General features: G+C 67.1%; 5 protein-coding genes. 1 reads left to right on the forward strand and 4 read right to left on the reverse strand.

Annotated elements, in window-relative coordinates:
- The 3 genes from JSV65_12445 to JSV65_12455 form a co-directional block, all read right to left on the reverse strand.
- The coding region (locus JSV65_12445) for a hypothetical protein (GenBank protein UCH33378.1) at positions 1-302 on the reverse strand (302 nt) is incomplete at its 3' end.
- Entirely contained in the window at positions 299-1357 is a 1059-nt protein-coding gene (gene rlmN, locus JSV65_12450) for a 23S rRNA (adenine(2503)-C(2))-methyltransferase RlmN (GenBank protein UCH33379.1), read from the reverse strand. The genes JSV65_12445 and rlmN, both read right to left, overlap by 4 nt.
- Positions 1347-1514, reverse strand: a complete 168-nt coding sequence (locus JSV65_12455; GenBank protein ID UCH33380.1) for a hypothetical protein — start codon at positions 1512-1514, stop codon at positions 1347-1349. Before JSV65_12455 ends, rlmN begins: the two co-directional genes overlap by 11 nt.
- Here JSV65_12455 and JSV65_12460 point away from each other — a divergent pair.
- Entirely contained in the window at positions 1513-1902 is a 390-nt protein-coding gene (locus JSV65_12460; protein ID UCH33381.1) for a response regulator, read from the forward strand. The genes JSV65_12455 and JSV65_12460 overlap by 2 nt on opposite strands.
- Before the next feature lie 153 nt (positions 1903-2055).
- On the opposite strand, the gene JSV65_12465 is transcribed toward JSV65_12460, so the two are convergent.
- Positions 2056-2820, reverse strand: a complete 765-nt coding sequence (locus tag JSV65_12465) for a hypothetical protein (protein UCH33382.1) — start codon at positions 2818-2820, stop codon at positions 2056-2058.
- Positions 2821-3056: the final 236 nt, after the last annotated feature.

Below are 3056 nucleotides of genomic sequence, written 5' to 3' on the forward strand. Positions count from 1 at the left end.
AACAGCTGCGGCTCGGGCTCGATGCCGAGGGCGTGCAGGACCGCCACGACCCGCTCGCGCGCCGGGAAGGCGCGGTTCTCCGCGGTCAGCGCGTGTGCTTGGCTGCCGACGGCTTGCTCGGCGACGTGGAGGAGCGCGTCGCGGCTCAGGTCGGGCCTGGTGCGCGATAGATACTCGTAACACAGATCAACCGCGCGCTGAAGCAGTTCCGGCCAGTTCCCGTAGCACTTCACCAGTGTGTCGCCGAGATCGAAGATGACGGCGCGCAGACGCGGGCTCGACTGTGCGGGCTTGCCGGTCATGGATGGGCCCGCCGCCTCGGAGATCCGGCTCGTCCGCGCGGCCCTGACTGCCGGCGGCGGCGCTGCGATGGTCCTGCCAATTGTCCGCACGCGGCGGCGATCTCTTCGCCAAAGGGGCGGCGGACGGCAACCTCCATGCCCTGCGCTTCCAACGTCTGACGGAAAGCACGCACCGTGGCGTCGGGCGGTCGGCGAAACCCCGCGCGCGCCTCGTTGCACGGGATGAGATTCACCATGCACGGCATCCCGCGCAGGAGCTTGGCCGTGGCTGCGGCGAGGGCGCGGGAATCGTTGACGCCGTCGAGCAAGCAGTACTCGAAGGCGACCTTGCGTCCGGTGCGGATGGCATACTCGCGAGCGGCGGCGACGACGTCGCGCACCGGATACCGCCGGTTGACCGGCATGAGCGTGGTGCGCAGCTTGTCGTAGGGCGCGTTGAGCGATACGGCGAGATGCAGCGCCAAACCCTCGCCCGCCAAGCGGCGCATCTGCTCCGGCAGGCCGCAGGTGGAAATCGCGATCCGCCGCGCGCTGATATCGAGACAGGCGCGGTGGTTGATGATGCGAACCGCCTTGAGCGTCGCCTCGTAATTGGCGAGCGGCTCCCCCATCCCCATAAACACGACGTTGGTGACGCTCGCCTGCGTTACCGCCTGGGCGCACAGGATCTGCCCGACGATCTCGGGCGGCGTGAGGTCGCGCTCCAGCCCCAAGGCGCCGGTCGCGCAGAAGGCGCAGTTGTAGGCGCACCCGACCTGGCTTGACACGCACACGGTCGCGCGCGCCCCGTGAGGCATGATGACGGTCTCTATCGCGGCGCGGTCCGGCAGGCGAAAGGAGAGCTTCGCGCTGCCGTCCCGTGCCTGCCGCTGCGCCAGCTGCCGCAGCGGGTGGACTCGCATGCGGCGGCTCAGTTTGTCGCGAAGCTGCTGCGGCAGATCGGTCATCCCGGCGACGTCGTGGACCCCGCGCCGATACATCCAGCGCAGTATCTGACGTGCGCGGTAGGGCTTATGGCCGGCATCGGCGAGCGCTTGCTCTAGCTCATCCGGCAACAATCCACAGACGTATGCGATCGCGCTCGTAGTAGTCCGCTTCATCATCCGCCGCAGGCTGCGACAGCGGCAACTCAGCCTGATGGAGTCGCAAGGTTATGCAAGGGACGGCGTCGAAGTATTCCGGCGTCACGGCGTTTGCTTCGGGGAGAACCATGAACATCCTTGTCGCTGAGGACGAATTCCTCATCACGCTCACCCTCAAGACGCAGCTCGAGGCGATGGGGCACCGTGTGGTCGGGATGCCGCGAGACGGCGAGGAAGCGGTGGCCCTGGCCAAGGAGCTGCGCCCCGACGTCGTGCTGATGGACATCGGCATGCCGGGAGTTGACGGCATTGCGGCCACCGCGCGGATCATGTCCGAGGCGCCGGTGCCGGTCATCATGCTCACGGCCTACAACGACCGTCGGCGAGTACAGGAAGCCATCCGCGCGGGGGCGGTCGCCTATCTGCTCAAGCCCGTCAACGAGACGCAACTGAGGCAAGCGATAGAGGAAACGGTCACGCGTTTCAAGCAGGCGCAGGGGGAATCCCCCGACCAGTAGATGCAACACGCGCAGCGCGGCGGGACCGGAGAATAAGCGGGGCGACCGGATGGTCGCCCCGCTTGCATGTCGGCATCCCGTGTCGTCGTCGCCGCGCGCCACTACGGCAGACTGACTCCGTGAAGCGCCGCAACGCGACCGTAAGCGATGGGGCTAGTACCTTCGATCCAGCTGCCCGACCGCAGAGAGGTCGTAGCTGAACCCGACGATAAAGCGGTAATCGTTCTGTGGCAGTACGGTTTCGGCTCGGGCCACACCGACCTGCACCGTGAGCGCGGGGCTCAACGGGTAGCGGATGGCGGCCGCCGCGTGGTCGTCGCCGAAATCGGTGAGCTTGTACTCGGCGACGAAAGACGTCCCCTCCGGTGTCGTGATGTCGAAGCCGAGGAAAGGTCTCAGCTCGTCGTCGTCCGCGCCATTGCTCACGCGCGTGAACATGAGGCCGAGATGGCCGCGCATGCGGGCGCGTCCCGCCTGGTAGCGATATGCCTCGGCCACACCCATCGGGAACTCCTTGCTCGCGGCAAGATAGATCTCGATGACATTGCTGTTCGTCCCGTCGAGGTAAGACGCGCCAAATCCGAGGCCGAAGTCTGCGGTCGGCTCTTCCATCAGCGTCATCTTGGCGCCGAACCCGGTCATGCTGCCGTCCACGCCGTTGTTGAGCTTCGCGTACGATATCCCGACTTCCGCACCCTCGGACACTCCGACGAGCAGGCGCAGCGGCCATACTTGCTGATTGCTCTCAAGCTTGCTGTACCCGGCGGCGAACTCCGCCGAGTCAAGCGCGACGACGTCTGACGTCGGCAGGTCCACCAAGCCCGTGGTGGCGTCGAAACGCGTCGGATAGCCCCATGCCGCGCCGATCATCAGCGCCAGAAGAAGCATCGCCGAGATGACGCCCAGTCTGAACCTCATGATTCTCCCTTCCTTCCCGCGCCGCTGCGGAGTGTCGGGCCTTGTCCACACGGCGCTGTGCGCCGTTCCGGAGTGCGGCGGAGCCGCACCACACGGCGCTGTGCGCCGTTCCGGAGTGCGACGGAGCCGCACCACACGGCGCTGTGCGCCGTTCCGGAGTGCGGCGGAGCCGCACCACACGGCGCTGTGCGCCGTTCCGGAGTGCGGCGGAGCCGCACCACACGGCGCTGTGCGCC

It is taken from the genome of Armatimonadota bacterium, assembly GCA_020354555.1.
In the GTDB taxonomy this organism is placed as follows: domain Bacteria; phylum Armatimonadota; class Hebobacteria.

Coding starts and splice junctions, on each gene's coding strand:
- JSV65_12460 (UCH33381.1), top strand. CDS start 1,513: ATGAACATCCTTGTCGCTGAGGACGAATTCCTCATCACGCTCACCCTC.
- JSV65_12465 (UCH33382.1), bottom strand. CDS start 2,820: ATGAGGTTCAGACTGGGCGTCATCTCGGCGATGCTTCTTCTGGCGCTG.
- JSV65_12455 (UCH33380.1), bottom strand. CDS start 1,514: ATGGTTCTCCCCGAAGCAAACGCCGTGACGCCGGAATACTTCGACGCC.